The 17,517-nt window shown below is 72.0% G+C and carries 16 protein-coding genes; 9 read left to right on the forward strand and 7 right to left on the reverse strand.

The annotated features are described in order from the left end of the window. Positions 1–268: 268 nt before the first annotated feature. Positions 269–976, forward strand: a complete 708-nt coding sequence (trhA, locus tag IF28_RS0117005) for a PAQR family membrane homeostasis protein TrhA (protein ID WP_030220525.1) — start codon at positions 269–271, stop codon at positions 974–976. 40 nt (positions 977–1,016) lie between these two features. Continuing rightward, positions 1,017–1,748, forward strand: a complete 732-nt coding sequence (locus tag IF28_RS0117010) for a Mut7-C RNAse domain-containing protein (protein WP_030220527.1) — start codon at positions 1,017–1,019, stop codon at positions 1,746–1,748. Positions 1,749–1,863: 115 nt separating this feature from the next. Here the strand turns inward: IF28_RS0117010 and IF28_RS0117015 are convergent, their stop codons facing one another. After that, positions 1,864–3,912, reverse strand: a complete 2,049-nt coding sequence (locus IF28_RS0117015; protein ID WP_030220529.1) for a thioredoxin domain-containing protein — start codon at positions 3,910–3,912, stop codon at positions 1,864–1,866. A gap of 143 nt (positions 3,913–4,055) precedes the next feature. Here IF28_RS0117015 and IF28_RS0117020 point away from each other — a divergent pair, with 143 nt between their 5' ends. Next, a complete protein-coding gene (locus IF28_RS0117020) occupies positions 4,056–7,253 on the forward strand; it encodes a tetratricopeptide repeat protein (protein WP_030220534.1) in 3,198 nt (1,065 codons plus the stop codon). A 522-nt stretch (positions 7,254–7,775) separates the two neighbouring features. Here IF28_RS0117020 and IF28_RS0117025 read toward each other — a convergent pair. Together IF28_RS0117025 and mca are read right to left on the reverse strand one after the other, a co-directional pair. Then, positions 7,776–8,012, reverse strand: coding sequence for a hypothetical protein (locus IF28_RS0117025; protein ID WP_037893434.1), 237 nt, complete (start codon positions 8,010–8,012; stop codon positions 7,776–7,778). After that, the gene (gene mca / locus IF28_RS0117030) at positions 8,005–8,886 is read right to left on the reverse strand and encodes a mycothiol conjugate amidase Mca (RefSeq protein WP_030220536.1); all 882 of its coding nucleotides are present in this window, start codon (positions 8,884–8,886) and stop codon (positions 8,005–8,007) included. The genes IF28_RS0117025 and mca overlap by 8 nt, the downstream gene beginning before the upstream one ends. 125 nt (positions 8,887–9,011) lie before the next feature. Here mca and IF28_RS0117035 point away from each other — a divergent pair, with 125 nt between their 5' ends. Both IF28_RS0117035 and greA read left to right on the forward strand, forming a co-directional pair. After that, positions 9,012–9,410, forward strand: a complete 399-nt coding sequence (locus IF28_RS0117035; protein WP_030220537.1) for a DUF4307 domain-containing protein — start codon at positions 9,012–9,014, stop codon at positions 9,408–9,410. Positions 9,411–9,602: 192 nt separating this feature from the next. Next, positions 9,603–10,100 (forward strand): transcription elongation factor GreA, encoded by a 498-nt coding sequence (greA, locus tag IF28_RS0117040; protein WP_030220538.1) that lies wholly within the window; start codon positions 9,603–9,605, stop codon positions 10,098–10,100. A gap of 55 nt (positions 10,101–10,155) precedes the next feature. Here greA and IF28_RS0117045 read toward each other — a convergent pair whose 3' ends face one another. The 3 genes from IF28_RS0117045 to ilvA all read right to left on the reverse strand — a co-directional run bounded on the left by IF28_RS0117045 (position 10,156) and on the right by ilvA (position 13,427). Continuing rightward, positions 10,156–11,001: an ABC transporter permease gene (locus IF28_RS0117045; protein ID WP_030220541.1), complete on the reverse strand. Its 846-nt coding sequence runs from the start codon at positions 10,999–11,001 to the stop codon at positions 10,156–10,158. Then, positions 10,998–11,990, reverse strand: coding sequence for a daunorubicin resistance protein DrrA family ABC transporter ATP-binding protein (locus tag IF28_RS0117050; RefSeq protein ID WP_030220544.1), 993 nt, complete (start codon positions 11,988–11,990; stop codon positions 10,998–11,000). The genes IF28_RS0117045 and IF28_RS0117050 overlap by 4 nt, the downstream gene beginning before the upstream one ends. 207 nt (positions 11,991–12,197) lie before the next feature. Continuing rightward, the gene (gene ilvA, locus IF28_RS0117055) at positions 12,198–13,427 is read right to left on the reverse strand and encodes a threonine ammonia-lyase (protein ID WP_030220547.1); all 1,230 of its coding nucleotides are present in this window, start codon (positions 13,425–13,427) and stop codon (positions 12,198–12,200) included. Positions 13,428–13,601: 174 nt separating this feature from the next. Between ilvA and IF28_RS0117060 the strand changes: the two genes are divergently transcribed. From IF28_RS0117060 to IF28_RS39865, 3 genes are all read left to right on the forward strand, one after another. Next, positions 13,602–14,090 (forward strand): MarR family winged helix-turn-helix transcriptional regulator, encoded by a 489-nt coding sequence (locus IF28_RS0117060; RefSeq protein ID WP_030220550.1) that lies wholly within the window; start codon positions 13,602–13,604, stop codon positions 14,088–14,090. Between the two features lie 252 nt (positions 14,091–14,342). After that, a complete protein-coding gene (locus IF28_RS0117065) occupies positions 14,343–14,831 on the forward strand; it encodes a sigma factor-like helix-turn-helix DNA-binding protein (RefSeq protein ID WP_030220553.1) in 489 nt (162 codons plus the stop codon). Further along, positions 14,828–15,076, forward strand: coding sequence for a hypothetical protein (locus IF28_RS39865; protein WP_030220556.1), 249 nt, complete (start codon positions 14,828–14,830; stop codon positions 15,074–15,076). The genes IF28_RS0117065 and IF28_RS39865 overlap by 4 nt, the downstream gene beginning before the upstream one ends. 24 nt (positions 15,077–15,100) lie before the next feature. Here IF28_RS39865 and IF28_RS0117075 read toward each other — a convergent pair whose 3' ends face one another. Beyond that, positions 15,101–16,258 carry a cystathionine gamma-synthase gene (locus tag IF28_RS0117075; RefSeq protein ID WP_030220559.1) on the reverse strand — a complete coding sequence of 386 codons (1,158 nt, stop codon included), beginning with the start codon at positions 16,256–16,258 and terminating at the stop codon, positions 15,101–15,103. Between the two features lie 131 nt (positions 16,259–16,389). Here IF28_RS0117075 and IF28_RS0117080 point away from each other — a divergent pair, with 131 nt between their 5' ends. Beyond that, on the forward strand, positions 16,390–17,508 hold the full coding sequence (locus tag IF28_RS0117080; RefSeq protein WP_030220562.1) for a hypothetical protein: 1,119 nt from the start codon (positions 16,390–16,392) through the stop codon (positions 17,506–17,508). Positions 17,509–17,517 lie beyond the last annotated feature (9 nt).

A 17,517-nucleotide genomic window follows, 5' to 3' on the forward strand; every position in this document is an offset into this window, starting at 1 on the left:
CTGCACGGTGGTGCGCTGCGCGCTCATCCGGTGTCGACCGCACTCATTTGATCATCCGACGGGAGCGCCCATCTGTCCAGAGGGCCGCACAAGTGAGCAACGTGACGATGACCACGGTTTCTCGGGACACTTTGCGCGCACGTTGGGTTCACCTTGCGATTTCTTTGCGTGACAACGCGGAGGGGTGGCGTGAGATGATGGCCACTTCGTGCTCGTCAATTCGACGGCCCGACGCGTAACTTACGGTCCCGTAGGTACGATGCGAAGCATGACTGCGCTCGTCCCCGACGCCCCCACGGATCCGCCGGCCGACGGCCCGGTGGAGACCTCCCTGCCGCATCCGGTCAAGCCCAAGCTGCGCGGCTGGCTGCATCTCGGCATGTTCCCCGCCGCCCTGGTCGCCGGGCTGGTGCTGACCGCCTTCGCCGACTCGGCACGCGGGCGTCTGGCCTGCGGGGTCTTCGCCCTGACCGCCTGCCTGCTGTTCGGCGTGAGCGCGCTGTACCACCGGGGCGACTGGAGCCCCCGCATGGACGGGGTGCTGCGCCGCCTCGACCACGCCAACATCTTCCTGATCATCGCGGGCACCTACACGCCGCTGACCATCCTGCTGCTGCCCGAGTCCAAGGGACGGTGGCTGCTGTGGGGCATCTGGGGGGCGGCGGTGGCCGGGATCGCCTTCCGGGTCTTCTGGGTCGGCGCGCCGCGCTGGCTGTACACGCCCTGCTACATCGCGATGGGCTGGGCGGCCGTCTTCTTCCTGCCGGACTTCATGCGCTCGGGCGGCATCGCCGTACTCGTCCTGGTGATCGTGGGCGGTCTGCTCTACAGCGCGGGCGGGGTCATCTACGGCATCAAGAAGCCCAACCCGTCACCGCGCTGGTTCGGCTTCCACGAGGTCTTCCACTCCTTCACCCTGGCCGCCTTCATCGCCCACTACGTCGGCATCTCCCTGGTGGCCTACCAGCACGCGTGATTCCACGGACCGCGTCCACCCGGCATGGCATCCTGGCCGGGTGAACGGTCCCGAGATCCACGTCGAGTTCGCCACCGAGCTGCTGCTCTTCGTCCCCCGGGCACGCCCCACCGGCGCCACGAAGGCCGCCACCGACGGCGTCTCCACCCTCGGCCATGTCGTCGAGTCCCTCGGCGTCCCGCTCACCGAGGTCGGCACGCTGCTCGTGGACGGCCGCGAGGTGCCGGCCGGGCATGTGCCGGCGGCGGGCGAGTCGGTGGCGGTACGCGCCGTCGCGCACCCCCAGCGGGTACCGGGGGCTCCCCTGCGCTTCCTGCTCGACGTCCACCTCGGCACACTGGCCCGCCGGCTGCGGCTGCTGGGCGTGGACACGGCGTACGAGTCCACCGACATCGGCGATCCGGCGCTGGCCGCGCGGTCGGCGGCTGAGCGGCGGGTGATGCTCAGCCGCGACCGGGGGCTGCTGCGGCGGCGTGAGCTGTGGGCGGGCGCGTTCGTGTACAGCACCCGGCCCGAGGAACAACTCACCTACGTGCTGGACCGCTTCCGCCCCGAGCTACGGCCCTGGACCCGGTGCACGGCCTGCAACGGGATGTTGCGCAAGGTCACCAAGGACGAGGTCGCGGACCAGCTGAAGGGCGGTACGCACCGGTCGTACGACGTGTTCGCGCAGTGCGGTGAGTGCGGGCGCGCCTACTGGAAGGGCGCGCATCACGAGCAACTCGTCGCGATCGTGGAGCGGGCGGTCGCTTCACAGCCCGAGCGGGGCTGAGGGCAAGCGCACCGAAGGGGCGCGGGGCCGTAGCGATGTGCGGCTCCGCCGCGTGGACGCGACCAGCCATGACGCACCCGCGCGTTCCATGGCCGCCACCGCGCCCCGGCCTCGCTCACACCGCGGCGATTCCGTCGCCCAGGGCCGTGCGCAGCCGGTCCGGGTCCGTCGTCGGCGCGTCGCAGGTGAAGTTGCGGCAGACGTAGGCGGCCGGCCGGCCCCCGGCCAGGGGGCGGTCTGCCAGGAGCGGGAACTCGTCGCTCTCCGGGGTGCCGGCGGCGACCACCGCGCCGGGCGCGGCACCCAGGAGCGCCGTACGGTGCAGGGTGGCCGTGGCCGGGTCGTCCAGCGCCGGACCGACCACCGCGATCTCCCTCGGACCGTCCTGTACGGCCTCGGCGACCGCCAGCCCCCACCCGATGAACCGCGGCACCCGCGGACCGAGCGCCTTCACCACGCCCAGCGCCCGCTCGGCGGCCGTACGGTGCGGCTCGGAACCCGTGTGCGCGGCATAGCTCAGCAGGGCGCCCGCGGCGGCGGTCCAGCCGGACGGGGCCGCGTTGTCGGTCGGGTCCTGCGGGCGCCGGATCAGCCGCTCCGCGTCGGACGCCGTGTCGTACAGGGCACCCGATCCGGCGTCGGTGAAGCGGGCCAGGACATGGTCGAGCAGCAGCCCCGCGAACTCCAGCCACACCCCCTCGCCGGTCACCGACGCGAGCGCCAGGAAGCCCTCGGCGACATCGGCGTAGTCCTCCAGCACGCCCGCGTTCGCGCCGGCCCGGCCGTCCTTGCTGGTGCGGGCGATACGGGCCTGGTCGTCCAGGTGCAGCCGGATCAGCAGATCACCGGCGGCGACGGCGGCCTCCGTGAGGTCCGGCCGGCCGAAGTAGGCCCCGGCCTCGGCGAGCGCCGCGATCGCGAGCCCGTTCCAGGCGGCGACCACCTTGTCGTCCCGGCCGGGCGCGGACCGCTCGGAGCGTGCCGCGAGCAGCCGCTCCCGGATGCCGTCGATCCGTGCGGCGTCGAACACCTCGTCGCGCTGGGGGAGCTGCAGCACCGAGGCGCCCTCCTCGAAGGTGCCCTCGGCGGTCACCCCGAAGTAACGCGCGGCGAGTTCCGCGTCGTCGTCGCCGAGGACCTCACGCAACTGCGCGGGCGTCCACACGTAGGAGGCGCCCTCGACGTGCCGGCCCGTGCCGTCGTCGCTGTCGGCGTCCAGTGCGGAGGCGAACCCGCCCTCGGCGGTGCGCAGTTCGCGGACCATGAAGTCCGCGGTCTCCAGCGCGACCCGGCGGGCGAGTCCGGAGCCGGTGGCCCGCCACAGATGGGCGTAGACCCGGCACAGCAGGGCGTTGTCGTACAGCATCTTCTCGAAGTGCGGCACGATCCAGTCCCGGTCGACGGAGTACCGGGCGAAGCCGCCGCCGAGCTGGTCGTAGATCCCGCCGCGCGCCATGCGCTCACAGGTGTCCGCCGCCATCTGCAGGGCGCCCTCCGCGCCGGTGCGGGTGTGGTGCCGCAGCAGGAACTCCAGCACCATGGACGGCGGGAACTTCGGCGCCCCGCCGAACCCGCCGCGCTGCGGGTCGTACTCCCTGGTCAGGCCGAGCAGCGCCTGCGCGAGCTCCTCCTCACCGGGCAGCCGGTCGTCGCCGTAGGACATCTCCCGTCCGGCCAGGTCCCGGGTGATCTTCCCGGCCACCTCGTCGACCTCGCCGCGCCGCTCCCCCCACGCCTGGTGGACGCCCTGGAGCACCTGCCGGAAGGACGGCATGCCGTGCCGGGGCTCGGGCGGGAAGTACGTACCGAAGTAGAACGGCTCGGCGTCCGGCGTGAGGAACACGGTCATCGGCCAGCCGCCCTGCCCGGTCGCCGCCTGCACGGCCTCCATGTAGACGGCGTCCACGTCGGGCCGCTCCTCACGGTCCACCTTGACGCTGACGAAGTGCGCGTTCATCTCATCGGCGGTGTCCCGGTCCTCGAAGGACTCGTGCGCCATGACATGACACCAGTGGCAGCTCGAGTAGCCGACACTCAGCAGCACCGGCACATCCCGCCGCCGCGCCTCGGCGAAGGCCTCCTCGGACCAGGACCACCAGTCGACCGGGTTGTCGGCGTGCTGGAGGAGGTAGGGGGACGTGGCCTGCGCAAGTCGGTTCGCCATACGGCCATCCTCGCGCACCCCGGCCCCCGACACGCGCAGGAGGCCGTCCGCCGTCGCGGTCGCTGATCGTCGCCCTCTCGCGCTGACGCTCCGTCCGAAGGACACTCGGGGGCGTAGGAGTTGCCGTCGGAGGGGGACATGTCATGCGGGACAGTCATCGGTCCGACGCCGAGCGGCTGTTGGCGCGGGCGGTGGAGGAGGAGGTGCGCCGGTCGGGCGGGCGCACCGACGGCAAGGTGCTGCTCGCGCGGGCGCGCGGCTCGCTGGAGTCGATGGCGTCGAGCTCGGCCGAGGAGTACGCGGCGTACACGCGCGCGCTGGACGAGGCGCAGGCCGGGCAGCTCAGCTTCCGCCAGCGGTACGCCCGCGAGGGCGCCGGGACGCCGCTGCTCGTCGCCGGCGTGGCCGGGGTGGCCGCCGTGGTCGCCGACATGGCGCTGGGGACGGGCACCGGGACGGCGCTCGGCGCGGGCGTGGCCGTCGGGGTCGTGGGCGCGGCGGCGACCGTGGTGAAGGTGGCCGGCGCCCATGTGCCCGCCGCCCATCACCGGGCCGGCGCGGTGAGCCAGCCGGGCGGGCCCGAACAGCTGCGACTGCAGTGGCTGACGGCGCTGGAGGTGCGCGGGATACGGCCGTTCCTGGACCAGCAGCGGGTGCTGGCCGCGTCCACCGGGCCGAAGAAGACGGGGCCCCGGCTGCGCGGCACGGACAAGAGCGCGGCGGCCCGCGGGCGCAGTGTGCTGGAGCAGTCGTTCGGGCAACTGCCCGAACCGCTGGGCCCGTTCGCGGGGCGGCGGCAGGAGATGGCGCGGATCCGGCAGTGGGTGCGGGCGGCCCGCGCGACCACGGAGACCCGGCCGACGGTGGTGGTGCTGCACGGGACGTCCGGCAGCGGCCGTACGACGCTCGCGGTGCGCGCCGCGCACGATCTGAAGGACCACTTCCGGGGCGCGTGCGTCGTCGATCTGCGCGGCGACAGCCCCGGTGAGCCGCCGCTGTCCACGCGGGACGCGCTGCTGCACCTGCTGAACCGGCTCGGGGCGCCGCGCGAGCAGCTGCTGTTCCGTGAGCGGTCGTCCCCGGACCAGCAGGTCAAGCGGCTGAGCGAGCTGTACCACCAGCATCTGACCGGGATGCCGGTCACGATCGTCCTGGACGACGCCTGTGATCCGCAGCAGGTCCGCACGCTGATCCCCGAGCGGTCCGACAGTCTGGTCCTGGTGACCTCCCGCGCGCCGCTGGGGCTGCCTGACGATCTGCCGGCCCGGGTGTACCAGCTGCCGGTGGAGCCACTGGACCCGGCCGGCGCGGAGGAACTGCTCGCGGCCGCCGCGCAGGACACCTCCGGGCCGTACGACGCCGACTCCGCCGAACGGGTCCGGGAGCTGTGCGGGGGCCTGCCGCTGGCACTGCGGATCGCCGGGGCCGCCCTGGGCCCGCGCTCCCCGCTCGCCCTCGCCACCGACCTCGGCGCCTACGGTCCCGTCGAACCGGTCGAGCGGGCCCTGTGGCTGCGCTACACCGACCAGCCGGACACCGTACGGCGGCTGCTGCGGCGGCTCGCACTGGCCGGGCGGGCCTCGCTGGGCGCCGCGGCGGCGGCCGCGCTGCTCGCCACCGACGAGGCCGAGGCCACCCGGCATCTGACCGCGCTGCACCGCGCCGGGCTGATCGACCGCGTACGGCACAGCCGCTACCGGCTGCACGACCTCGTCCGCGCCTTCGCCCTCGCCCGGCTCCACGACGAGGAGGAACCCGCCGAGCGCACGGCGGCACAGGAACGGCTGATCGTGAACTACGCCGAACTCGCCGACTCGGTGCTGCGGCTCGTCGACGGCAACATGTCGACCCGCTCCGACCGCTTCAGCCCCTACGGCTTCACCTCGCTCGACGAGGCGCTGCGCTGGCTGGACGACGAGTCGAGCTTCATCACGGCGGCGCTGCGGCACGCCGAGGGCGTGGACCGGGGCGCGGTGCTGAACCTGCTCGGCGCGCTGTGCGACTACTGCCTGCTGCGCGGCGACCTGTACCGGCTCGGGGAGATCAACGAACTGGCGCAGGCCGTGGACGAGGGGCTGCTGGTGCGTTCCGTGCAGTGGCGCACCGGCATCGCGGCCCGTCAGCTGGGCGAGCTGGACAAGGCGCGGAGCACGCTGACATCGGTGGTGGACCTGTACCGGGAGGCGCAGCACGAGGCGGGCGCGGCGCGGGCCCTGACCTCGCTCGGCATCACGCTGCACCACCAGGGCAACCTGACCGAGGCGTCGGCGAAGCTGCGGGAGGCGCTGGATCTGCAGGCCGCGCCCGAGCTGGCCACGGACCGCGCCTGGACGATGCACGCGCTGGCGGCGGTCGTACGGGACCGGGCCGGGCTCTCCGAGGCCCTGGACCTGCTGACCGAGTCGCTGGTGCTGCACCGCGCGGGCGAGTCCGTGCACGGACAGGCGTGGGCGCACTTCCAGCTGGGGCAGCTGAACCTTCGGATGGGCGACGTGCCGCGGGCGGAGACCGAGCTGCGTACCGCCCTGGAGCTCTACGGCCGCACCCGCGACGCCCGCGGTGAGGCGTGGGCGCTGACCGAGCTGGCGCGGACCCGGCTCGTGGACGGGGACGCGTCACCGGCGGTCGAGGATCTGCGCCGGGCCGCCGCCCGGCACCGGGACAACGAGGATGCGCGGGGCGAGGCGTGGACGCTGTACTACCTGGGACAGGCCCTGGAGGAGACCGGCGACCTGGACCGGGCGGTGCGTGAGCTGGAACGGGCCCGCACCATGTTCTCCCGCATGCGGGACGTGTACGGCCTCGCCTGCGCCCGGCACCACTCGGCGCGGGTGACCCGGGACCAGCGGGCGGCCCAGACGGGGTCGCTGCGCAACTCCGGGTTCGCCCGGCAGCTCCTGGTCGACGCGCGCGCCGACTTCCAGCGGATCGGGGTCGCGCACGGGGAGGCGTGGACCTGTCTGGAGCTGGCGGTCGTGGACGCGGGCAACGCGCGCACGCCGCAGGCGCTGGCGCTGTGCGACGAGGCGGTGGCGCTGTTCGCCTCGTACGGCGACCGGCGCGGCGAGGACTGGGCGCGCTTCCTGCGCTGCACGCTGCTGCCGTACGCGGCGCCGGGGGGTACGGAGGTCGGTACGGCGGTGGCGCAGGAGGAGCTGGCCCAGCTGGGGCGGGCGGGCCACGCCCTGCGCGACGGGAAACTCGCCGACTGCGTGGAGGCGTACCAGCTCCTCCTGGAGCGGGGGGTCACCCTGGAGTCCGGCTGGCAGGCCTGGCACCTCGGCATGGTCCCCACCCGCCACGCCCGCGAGGTAATGGGCGTACCGGTCACCACCCGCTGACCATCCGCGCCGACGCGACACCGACGCGGGGCGCGTCACAACCCCGCCGTGGCTGTGGCGTGAGATGACGCAGGGCGCGTCACAACCCCGCCGTGGCTGTGGCGTGAGATGACGCAGGGCACGTCACAACCCCGCCGTGGCTGTGGCGTGAGATGACGCAGGGTGCGTCGCAACCCCGCCGTGGTTGTGGCGTGAGATGACGCAGGGTGCGTCGCAACCCCGCCGTGGTTGTGGGCAGTCGTTCCGCAGGGCGGAACGGGTGGGCACAACCACCCACGAGCCGGCACCCGGCGACGCTGCCTGACCGGGGTGAGTCGCGCGGCCCGGCGCTTACGGGGTGCCGTCGCGCCCACCCGTGCCGCCCCAGCGGCACGACTGCCCGCGGAGGGCGGCAGGGTGGCGCAGCCCTACGCCTCCCGGGTGCCGTCGCGCCCGTGTCACCGGGGGACCTCTCAGGCTCTTAAGGCTGCCCGCGGAGGGCGGCGGGGTGGCGCAGCCCCGAGGGCGGCAGGGGTGGAGGGCTCAGCCTCGACCGTCCGCCGTCGTCGGCTCCGGCTTCGGCTCCTCGGACGCCTCCGGGAAGTCCACCCGCCCCATGTGCCGGTTCATCGACTTCATCAGCCCCCACACCGCCAGAGCCATCACCGCGAACACGATGAACCCGAGAACACCGGGCGTCACCTTGTCCTCGTCGAGTTCCTTCGCCAGAGGCACCAGGTGCGTCATTGCCAGACTTGCGCTTGCGCTCATGTCAGACATTGTCCCGGATGCCCGCGAAGAGGTCGTCCTCGGGGAGGGAGGTATCGACGAGCGACTTCGCCAGCTCGTACTCCTCCGTCGGCCAGACCTCCCGCTGAAGATCCATCGGCACCCTGAACCAGCCCCCGTCCGGATCGATCTGCGTCGCGTGCGCGATCAGCGCCTTGTCCCGGATCTCGAAGAAGTCCGCGCACGGCACATGCGTGGTGAGCGTCCGCTCCTTGCGCTCGAACTCGCTCCACCGCTTCAGCCAGTCCCCGTAGGGCGACTCCAGCCCCCGGTCCAGCATCGCCTCGTGCAGCGCCTCGGTACGCGGCCGGTTGAAGCCCTGGTTGTAGTACACCTTCAGCGGCTGGAACGCCGGCCCGTACTCCCCCTCCGGGTACTTCGCCGTGTCCGCCGCACCCTCGAACGCCACCATCGTGATCTTGTGGGTCATGATGTGGTCGGGGTGCGGATACCCCCCGTTCTCGTCGTACGTGGTGATCACCTGCGGGCGGAACGCGCGGATCCTGCGGACCAGCTCACCGGCCGCCTTGTCCACGTCCTCCAGGGCGAAGCAGCCCTCCGGCAGCGGCGGCAGCGGGTCGCCCTCGGGCAGACCGGAGTCCACGAACCCGAGCCACTCCTGCTTCACCCCCAGGATCTCCCGGGCCTCGTCCATCTCCTTCTTGCGCACCTCGTGGATGTGCTCCTCGATGTACGCGTCGCCCTGCAGCTTCGGGTTGAGGATGGAGCCGCGCTCCCCGCCCGTGCAGGTCACCACGAGCACGTCCACCCCCTCGGACACGTACTTCGCCATGGTGGCCGCGCCCTTGCTCGACTCGTCGTCGGGGTGGGCGTGGACGGCCATCAGTCGCAGCTGGTCAGTCAAGACTCAATCCTCAAGTCGGTAGGCGCCCTCAGTGCGGCGGCGCAGTCGCAGGCTTCTATAGTGACCGAATCGGGGGACGAATAATTCCGGGGTCCGGCTCCGGGTTCCGAGCCGAGGAGACGATCATGAGTACGCCGAGCACGCGGCTGCCCGAGGGCCGTTACGGCCGCTCCTCGGACCAGCGTGCCGACCGCACCCTCAAGGTCGTCGGCGGCGTGCTGGCGGTGCTGCTGCTCGGGCTGGTCGGCTGGCTCGGCTACCACTACGTCGCGCAGAACGAGATCAGCGCCGAGGTGATCGGCTTCGACATCTCCGACGACGCGGTGAAGGTGCATCTGGAGGTGCACAAGGACGCCGGCGTCGACGGCTACTGCACCGTCCGCTCCCAGTCCGAGGACGGCGCCGAGGTGGGCCGCGCCGACTTCCGCTTCGACAGGGACGCCACGCGCGTCGATGAGGTCGTCACGCTGCGTACGACCTCCCCGGGTACGACCGCCGAGCTCGTCGGCTGCCACACGGACTGACGCCCGGACCGGCGCACGGACCGGCACCGCCGGGAATACCTGGCTGCTGACCTGCGCTGACATGAGTCTGGTGGCTTATGTCCTCCCCCTTCGGGCACTGAATTGTTAGGCTCGTGGTTTCGCCCATCCCTGGAGGACCATCCTTCTGGGTAGGGCGTTGCTTTGTATTCCCAGTACCTACGAGGAGCACCTGTGACCCAGACCAGCGAGAACGTCACCTGGCTGACCCAGGAGGCGTACAACAAGCTCAAGGACGAGCTTGCGTACCTTACTGGTCCCGCGCGCACGGAGATCGCCGCGAAGATCGCGGCCGCGCGCGAGGAGGGGGACCTGCGGGAGAACGGCGGGTACCACGCGGCCAAGGAGGAGCAGGGCAAGCAGGAGCTCCGTGTGCGCCAGCTGACCCAGCTCCTCGAGAACGCCAAGGTCGGCGAGGCCCCGGCGGCCGACGGCGTGGTGGCGCCCGGCATGGTCGTGACGATCGCCTTCGACGGCGACGAGGACGACACGCTGGACTTCCTGCTGGCCTCCCGCGAGTACGCGAGCACCGACATCGAGACCTACTCGCCGCAGTCCCCGCTGGGCTCCGGCGTCATCGGCCACAAGGTCGGCGACGACGCCCAGTACGAGCTGCCGAACGGCAAGGTCGCCTCGGTGAAGATCCTTGAGGCGAAGCCCTACAGCGGCTGATCCGCCCGCGAGTCCCTGACGGGCCCCCGGCACCCGCGCGGTGCCGGGGGCTTCGTCATGCCGCGGCCGAGCGGTACTTGCGCACGGCGAGGGTGCGGAAGAACACGATGATCAGGACCGAGTAGATCAGCGACGCCCACACCGGGTGCTGCATGGGCCAGGCGTCCGAGGTGGAGACCCCCGGGTTGCCGAAGAGCTCACGGCAGGCCTGGACGGTGGCGCTGAACGGGTTCCAGTCGGCGATGTGACGCAGCCAGGGCGTCATGTTGCTGGAGTCCACGAACGCGTTCGACACGAAGGTGACCGGGAAGAGCCAGACCAGTCCACCGGAGGTGGCCGCCTCCGGGGTGCGGACCGACAGGCCGATGAGCGCCCCGATCCAGGTGAAGGCGTACCCGGTGAGCAGGAGCAGGCCGAACGCGCCGAGCACCTCGCCGATGCTGGTGTGGGTGCGCCAGCCGACCAGCAGGGCGACGACGGCGAGCACGAGCAGGGTGAGCGCCGTCTGCACCATGTCGGCGAGGGTGCGGCCGGTGAGCACCGCGCCGCGTGCCATGGGCAGGGAGCGGAAGCGGTCGATGAGCCCCTTGTGCATGTCCTCGGCGATGCCCGCCCCGGCGCCGGCGGTGGCGAAGGTGACGGTCTGGGCGAAGATGCCGGCCATCAGGAACTCGCGGTAGACCTGCGGGCTCGTACTGCCGCCGATGTCCATGGACCCGCCGAACACGTACGAGAACAGCACCACGAACATGATCGGCTGGATCAGCCCGAAGATGATCACTTCGGGAATCCGGCCCATGCGGATCAGATTGCGCTTGGCGACGACCAGGGAGTCCCGGATCGACCGGCCGATGGGATTGCCGGGGGCCGTGACCCGTACGGCATCGGTGACGGCGCTCATTTCGCGGCCTCCTTGGTGTTCTCGTCGTCCTTGGCCTCCGCGACATGGCCGGTGAGAGAGAGGAAGACGTCGTCGAGGGTGGGGCGGCGCAGACCGATGTCGTCGATCTCGATGCCGCTGGTGTCGAGGTCGCGGATGATCTCGGCGAGGAGTTTCGCCCCGCCGGAGACCGGTGTGGTGATCTTGCGCATGTGGTCCTCGACCGTGGTGTCGCCCCGGCCGGCGCCGCGCAGGCTGTACTTGTCCAGGAGCGCGGAGGCGGACGGGATGTGCTCGCGTTCGTGCACCACCACCTCGACGCGCTCGCCGCCGGTGCGGGCCTTCAGCTGGTCGGAGGTGCCCTGGGCGATGACCTTGCCGTGGTCGACGACCGCGATGTCGTGCGCCAGGTGGTCGGCCTCCTCCAGGTACTGGGTGGTGAGCAGGAGGGTCGTACCGCCGGAGACGAGCTGCTTGATCACTTCCCACAGCTGCTGGCGGTTGCGCGGGTCGAGGCCGGTGGTCGGCTCGTCCATGAACATCACGGGCGGCGAGACGACCAGGGCGGCGGCGAGGTCGAGCCGGCGGCGCATGCCTCCGGAGTAGGTCTTGGCGGTGCGGTCGGCGGCGTCCGCGAGGTTGAACTGCTCCAGCAGTTCGTCCGCGCGGGTCTTCGCGGCCTTCGCCCTCATCTGGTAGAGCTGTCCGACCATCTGCAGGTTCTCGCGGCCGGTCAGATACTCGTCGACGGCGGCGAACTGGCCGGACAGGCCGATGGAGCGGCGTACGGCGTCGGGCTGTTTCAGCACGTCGAGGCCGGCGACGACCGCCTTGCCGCTGTCGGGCCGCAGCAGGGTGGTCAGACAGCGGACGGTGGTGGTCTTGCCCGCGCCGTTCGGCCCGAGCAGGCCCAGGACGGTGCCTTCGGGGACCTCCAGGTCGACGCCGTCCAGTGCCCTTACGTTCCCGAAGGTCTTGACCAGACCTTCGGCATAGATGGCGCCTGGCATATGAGTCTCCACGTCGTCGTGATTCTTCGGAAAGCCTAGGTTTGTACGCTTTGATGTGCTGAACTTTTTCGCCCGGTCCGGGCGGCGGGACGCACGGACCCGGCCGGTGACGAGAGACACACCATAACGCGATGTATCGCGTCTCACAATGGATTTACCCGAAGGAGTGACGCCCTGTCGGGTACCGGTCCCGGAGCTTCCCGGGGATCAGTCCATGACCGTGTAACCCGCCTCGCGCAGCGCCCGGTCGACCTCGGCACAGTGCTCCGGGCCCTTGGTCTCCAGGCGCAGTTCGACCTCCGCCTCCGTGAGCCCGAGCCGTGGATCGGTCCGTACATGGCCCACATCGAGGATGTTCGCATCCACCACTGACAACGCCCCCAGGAGCGAGGCGAGGGCGCCCGGCCGGTCCGTCAGACGCAGCCGTACGGTCAGGTAGCGGCCCTGCGCGGCCATGCCGTGCCGCAGCACACGCTCCATCAGCACCGGATCCACGTTGCCGCCGGACAGCACCGCCACCACCGGCCCCTCGAAGGCGCCGGGCCGGCTCAGCAGCGCCGCGACCGGGCTCGCCCCGGCCGGCTCGACGACCAGCTTGGCCCGCTCCAGACAGAGCAGCAGCGCGGCCGACAGCTCGCCCTCGCTGACCGTGCACACCTCGTCCACCAGCTCGTCGACGATCCCGAACGGCACATCACCGGGCCGCCCCACCTTGATCCCGTCGGCCATCGTCACCGGATCGCCCACCGACACCGGACGCCCGGCCGCCAGCGAGGGCGGATACGCGGCCGCGCCCTCCGCCTGCACCCCCACGATCCGCACATCGGGCCGCAGCGCCTTCACCGCGACCGCGATCCCGGCGGCCAGCCCGCCCCCGCCGACCCCGACGACGATCGTGCGCACCTCCGGGCACTGCTCCAGGATCTCCAGGCCCACCGTGCCCTGCCCCGCGATGATGTCCGGGTGGTCGAAGGGATGGATGAACACGGCACCCGTCTCGTGCGCGTACTCCATCGCCGCGGCCAGCGTCTCGTCGACCACCTGGCCCTGAAGGCGCACCTCGGCGCCGTACTCCCGGGTCGCGCTGATCTTCGGCAGCGGGGCACCCCTCGGCATGAACACGGTGGAGGCCACGCCGAGCAGCGACGACGCGAGCGCCACCCCCTGCGCGTGATTGCCGGCGCTCGCCGCCACGACACCGGCGGCCCGCTCCTCGGGCAGCAGTCCGGCGATCCGGACGTACGCGCCACGCAGCTTGAACGACCCCGTCCGCTGCAGGTTCTCGCACTTCAGATGGACCGGGGTGGCCGCGAGGCGGGACAGGTACCGGCTCCCCTCCATCACGGTCGTGCGCGCCACACCGGACAGCATCTTCTGGGCGCCGCGCACATCGTCGAGGGTGACGGCCCGCAGGGAGCCGGCCGTGCTGTAGCTCATGACTCCAGCATCGCAGTTCACCGGCGGCGGCGACCGGTGTGACCAACCCGCGGACGCGGCTTTGCGCAGCGCCCGTACGGCCTGCCGTCCGGCCGCGTACCCTGTCCCCCAATTAGCAGCCCTCCACGAAGTGAGCCCCCGGCCATGCCCACATCACCTGATATGTCGATGGACATGAGGACGGACCTGACGGCCGTCGGCGACACCGGCCTTCTCGACACGCTGCAGCACGAGGTGGCGCTGTTCGCCCGCCGTGCGGAACAGACGCGGCTCGGCGGGGTCGGCCAGGTGCGCAACTCGATGGACCGCGCCGCGTATCTGCTGCTCAACCGCCTGGACAAGGAAGGCCCGATGGGCGTCAAGGCGCTCGCCGCGAGCATGGGCATCGACTCCTCGACGGTCACCCGGCAGGTCGCCCCGCTCGTGGACACCGGCCTGGTCAAGCGGACCTCGCACCCCGAGGACGGCCGCGCGGTCGTCCTTCAGCTGTCTCCGCGCGGCCAGTCCCGCCTGGAGGAAGTACGTTCCTCCCGCCGCCAGTTGATGGCCGAACTGACGGAGGACTGGGCCCCGGAGGAACGCGAGGCGTTCTGCGGCCTGCTGTCGCGCTTCAACGGAGCGCTGTCGGCACGGATGTCCACCCCTGACCGTTCGGACTCCTGACCCCGGGGGCTCCGCCCCCCACACCCCTGTGCCGGCCTTCCGGGCCTTCGTCCTCAAACGCCGGACGGGCTAAGAAGCAGCCCCTCCGGCGTTTGAGGAGCGGGGTCTGGAGGCGGAGCTTCGGGTTCGGGACGGGAAGGGGCGGCGGGGGCGAGAAAAAACCCGTACCCCCGCCCACGCACACCCCTTGACCCCGCCCCGCCCCCTGCCCTGATATGAGAGCCAACGGCTCTCAGGGGTGGGGAGGCACGGTTGCGATCACGGCACGACACATCCCACGACTTCGAGGCCTACGTCGCCGGCGCCGGCGCCCGCCTCCTGCACACCGCCACCCTCCTCACCGCGGAACCCCCCACCGCCAACCCCCGCGCCCGCCGCCTCCTCACCCTCGCCCTCGCGCACACGTACGCGGACTGGGACCGGCTGCGCGGCGGAGACCCCTACGACCACACCCGCCAGTACCTGGCGACCCGCTTCGCGAACACCGCCTGGCACCACCCCGCCGCCCGCCTGCGCAACCGCGCCCGCCAGGACACCCCGCTCGCCCGGCTCACCCCGCAGGAACGCCTGATCCTGGTGCTGCGGCTGTACGAGGGGATCGCCGAGGAACAGACGGCGGCCCTGCTCGGCATGCCGGCGGAGCGGGTGCGGGCGGTCTTCAACCGCGCGATGGCGGTCGTCCTGGGCCCGCCCCCGAGACCGGCCCCGGCGGTGGGCGGCGTCAAGGCGGTGGCGTCGTGACCCGGCTGAAGCGCGAGGCGACGGTGCGGCGGATGCTGGAGCAGTCGCCGCCGTCCCTGCCGCCCGAGATCCACGCGGACGCGGCACGGCGCGGCGCCCGCATCCTGCGCCGCAGGACGCTCGCGCGGCGCGCGATGTGGCTGCTCCTGCTGGCGGTGGCCGTGGCGTTCGTCGTGTGGGCGCTGACGGCCCGGCCCTGGGTGGAGCCGCCGTCGGAGACGACTCCACCGCTCACGGGCTGGTGAGACCGGGACCCGGACCGACAGGACCTACCGGCCGAGCGCCTGCTGGAGGTCTTCGAGCAGGTCGTCGACGTTCTCGATGCCCACGGACAGCCGCACCAGGTCGGCGGGGACCTCGAGCGCGGAACCGGCCACGGACGCGTGCGTCATCCGGCCCGGGTGTTCGATCAGCGACTCGACACCGCCCAGGGACTCACCGAGGGTGAACACCTTCGCCCGGTCGCAGACCGCGACGGCCGCCTCCTCGCCGCCCTCCACGCGGAAGGAGACCATGCCGCCGAAGGCCCGCATCTGCTTGGCCGCGACCTCGTGACCGGGGTGGTCCGGCAGCCCCGGGTACAGGACGCTGGTCACGCGAGGGTGGCGGCCGAGCATGTCGGCGATCTTCGTGGCGTTCTCGCTGTGCCGGTCCATGCGGACCGAGAGCGTCTTGGTGCCGCGCAGCACCAGCCAGGAGTCGAAGGGGCCGGCGACCGCGCCCATCGCGTTCTGGTGGAAGGCGAGCTCCTCGCCCAGCCCCGCGTCCCCGGTGATCAGGGCGCCGCCGACGACGTCGGAGTGGCCGCCCATGTACTTGGTCAGGGAGTGCACGACGACGTCCGCGCCGAGCGCGAGCGGCTGCTGGAGGTACGGCGTGGCGAAGGTGTTGTCGACGACGAGCCGGGCGCCCGCGTCCCGCGCCACCTGGGCGACGGCGGCGATGTCGGTGATGCCGAGCAGCGGGTTGGAGGGGGTCTCCACCCAGACGGCCTTGGTCTTCGGAGTGATCGCGGCCCGTACGGCGGAGGGGTCGCTGGTGTCGGCGACCGACCATTCCACGCCCCAGCGGGCGACGACCTTGGCGAAGAGGCGGAACGTGCCGCCGTACGCGTCGTTCGGGATCACCACGTGGTCGCCGGGGCTGAGCAGCGTACGCAGCAGGCAGTCCTCGGCCGCCAGTCCGGACGCGAACGCGAGGCCGCGGCGGCCGCCCTCCAGGGCGGCGAGGTTCTCCTCCAGCGCGGTCCTGGTCGGATTGGCGCTGCGGCTGTACTCGTAGCCGCCGCGCAGTCCGCCGACGCCGTCCTGCTTGTAGGTGGACACCTGGTAGATCGGCGGGACCACCGCGCCGGTCAGGGGGTCGGCCGTGTTGCCCGCATGGATCGCGAGCGTCTCGAAGTGCTGACTGATGTGCCTGTCGCTCATGGGACCCGAGGGTAGTCCGCGCCCGGTGCGGGCGCCGGGCGCGGACCCGGCGCCGCGGAGGGGCGAAGAGTTTTCCACAGGGTCCGGCATCGGGTTGGCCAATTGTCCGCGCCGTCTGGTTCGCTTGAGACATGGAGATTCTCTGGGTCCTGATCGCGCTCGTCATGCTCGGCTTCGTGGTGGTGCCGTTCGTGCGACGCGGGCGCGGGACGATCACACAGGTCCCCGCCGGTCACCCGGACGCGGCGGACCCGGCGAACTACGGCTTCGCCCGCGAGGAGGAGCTGGACATCCGTATGCCGGGCCCGGACCAGGACCTGCTGGACGTCCTGGACCTGGTGCAGCGCACCCAGGACTACCGCGCGGCCCAGCAGCTGCTGGCCGGCACGGACGCGGAGAGCGAGCGGCGCTGGCAGCGCGTCCAGGCGTTCGCGGGCGCGGCCTCCCTGGAGCTGCAGCAGCGGCCCGGCGGGGTGGGCGAGGCACCGGGCGGGCAGTGGCTGCGGGTGTGGCGGACTGAGCTGCCGAAGGACGCCGGGGGCGCCGCGGTGCACGCCGAGTTCCTGGTGCAGCAGGCGTGGCGTACGGCGGCGCCCGGGTCGGACGAGTTCCGGATCATCATGGAGGAGGCGAAGGCGGCGTGCGGCGAGGCGGCGCTGCTGGCTCCCGGTGACCCGGTGCCGTACATCGTGGAGCTGTCGGTGGCGCGTGGACTCGGCTACTCCCAGCAGGAGTTCGAGCAGCTGTGGCTGAAGATCCTGGACCGCGCCCCGGCCCACATGGGGGCGCATCTGGCGGCGCTGCACTACTGGTGCGAGAAGTGGCACGGCTCGCGGCAGCAGGCGTACGCGTTCGCGGAGGCCGCGGCGGCGCGGGCGCCCCAGGGCTCCCTCCTCGCGGCGATGCCGCTCTTCGCGGTGTTCGAGCATCTGCCCGAGGTGAACCTGGTCTCCGGCTTCTACCGGAGTGAGACGGTCACCAAGGCGGTCCACGGCGCGCTGCACGCGGTGCACTCGGCCCGCCCGGACGACCCGATGGCGGCGCACGTGCGGCACCTGCTGGTCTTCTTCCTGGTGCGCGGCGAGCGCTGGGCGGAGGCCATGGACCAGCTCATACACATCGACGGCCACGTGGGCGCCCTCCCCTGGACCCTCTCCCCCGATCCGGCCGCGGAGTTCGCCGTCTTCCGCGCCCTGGCGGTAGCCGGCTACGAGGCCAACGGCGGCAACCCGGCCACCCTCCCGCACTGACCGGTGCGC

The sequence above is a fragment of the Streptomyces sp. NRRL WC-3626 genome, assembly GCF_000718785.1.
GTDB classification, from domain to species: domain Bacteria; phylum Actinomycetota; class Actinomycetes; order Streptomycetales; family Streptomycetaceae; genus Streptomyces; species Streptomyces edwardsiae.